The 1,645-nt window shown below is 64.9% G+C and carries 2 protein-coding genes; both read left to right on the forward strand.

Going from position 1 to position 1,645, the window contains the following annotated elements:
• Positions 1-96: 96 nt before the first annotated feature.
• Positions 97-786: a DNA repair protein RecO gene (gene recO, locus ACW9I6_RS32285; RefSeq protein WP_003210428.1), complete on the forward strand. Its 690-nt coding sequence runs from the start codon at positions 97-99 to the stop codon at positions 784-786.
• 52 nt (positions 787-838) lie between these two features.
• The gene (gene pdxJ, locus ACW9I6_RS32290) at positions 839-1,582 is read left to right on the forward strand and encodes a pyridoxine 5'-phosphate synthase (RefSeq protein WP_003210427.1); all 744 of its coding nucleotides are present in this window, start codon (positions 839-841) and stop codon (positions 1,580-1,582) included.
• The last annotated feature ends 63 nt before the right edge of the window (positions 1,583-1,645 follow it).

Below are 1,645 nucleotides of genomic sequence, written 5' to 3' on the forward strand. Positions count from 1 at the left end.
CAGCTGTGTTGACTGACACCCTGCATTCGCGAGCAAGCCCGCTCCCACATTGGATAGTCGTTGTTTTCCAGACCGTGTTCCCGCAGCGAGAACCCCATGTCTCAAACTCCACCCACCGGCCAACCCGCCTACGTCTTGCACAGCCGCGCCTACCGCGAGACCAGCGCCCTGGTGGACTTCCTCACGCCCCAAGGCCGCCTGCGCGCGGTCTTGCGCAGTGCACGCGGCAAGGCCGGCACCCTGGCGCGGCCCTTCGTGGCCCTGGAAGTGGAGTTTCGTGGACGCGGCGAGCTGAAGAACGTCGGCCGCATGGAAGCTGCCGGCGCCTCCAACTGGCTCAACGGTGAGGCGCTGTTCAGCGGCCTCTACCTCAACGAATTGCTGATCCGCCTGCTCCCCGCCGAAGACCCGCACCCCGGCGTCTTCGATCATTATGCCGCCACCTTGCTCGCCCTCGCCGAAGGCCGTCCCCTGGAACCGCTGCTGCGCGCATTCGAATGGCGCCTGCTGGATGACTTGGGCTACGGCTTCGAACTGAGCAACGACCTGCACGGCGAGCCCATCGCCGCCGACGGCATGTATCGCCTGCAAGTGGACGCAGGCCTGGAGCGGGTCTACCTGCTGCAACCCGGCCTGTTCCAGGGCACCGAATTGCTCGCCATGAGCGAAGCCGACTGGACCGCCCCCGGCGCCCTGTCCGCCGCCAAGCGCCTGATGCGCCAAGCCCTGGCCGTGCATCTGGGCGGTCGGCCACTGGTCAGCCGCGAGTTGTTTCGAAAGCCCTGACATCCCCGTGTATGCTGTGCAGCGATTCCTTCCCTCTTCAGGAGCGCTTTTCGTGACCACCAGCAATCGCATTCTTCTCGGCGTGAACATCGACCACGTAGCCACCCTGCGCCAGGCCCGGGGCACCCGTTACCCGGACCCGGTCAAGGCCGCGCTGGACGCCGAAGAAGCGGGCGCCGACGGCATCACCGTGCACCTGCGCGAAGACCGGCGCCACATCCAGGAGCGCGACGTGCTGCTGCTCAAGGACGTGCTGCAAACCCGCATGAACTTCGAAATGGGCGTCACCGAGGAAATGATGGCGTTCGCCGAGCGCATCCGCCCGGCGCATATCTGCCTGGTGCCGGAAACCCGCCAGGAACTGACCACCGAAGGCGGCCTCGATGTGGCTGGCCAGGAAGCGCGGATCAAGGCTGCCGTGGAGCGCCTGTCGAAGATCGGCAGTGAAGTCTCGCTGTTCATTGATGCCGATGAGCGCCAGATCGAAGCTTCGCGCCGTGTCGGTGCCCCGGCCATCGAACTGCACACCGGCCGTTATGCCGACGCGACCACGCCGACCGAAGTTGCCGACGAATTACAGCGCATCATCGACGGCGTCAACTGCGGCCTGGGCGAAGGCCTGATCGTCAACGCCGGCCACGGCCTGCACTACCATAACGTCGAAGCCGTGGCTGCGATCAAGGGCATCAACGAGCTGAACATCGGCCATGCACTGGTGGCTCATGCGCTGTTCGTCGGCTTCAAAGGCGCCGTCGCCGAGATGAAAGCCTTGATTCTGGCCGCCGCCAAACATTAAAAGAGCGCTGAAGATCCAATGTGGGAGCGGGCTTGCTCGCGAAGGCGGTGGGTCTGTTACTCA

It is taken from the genome of Pseudomonas sp. SDO5522_S412 (assembly GCF_054071215.1).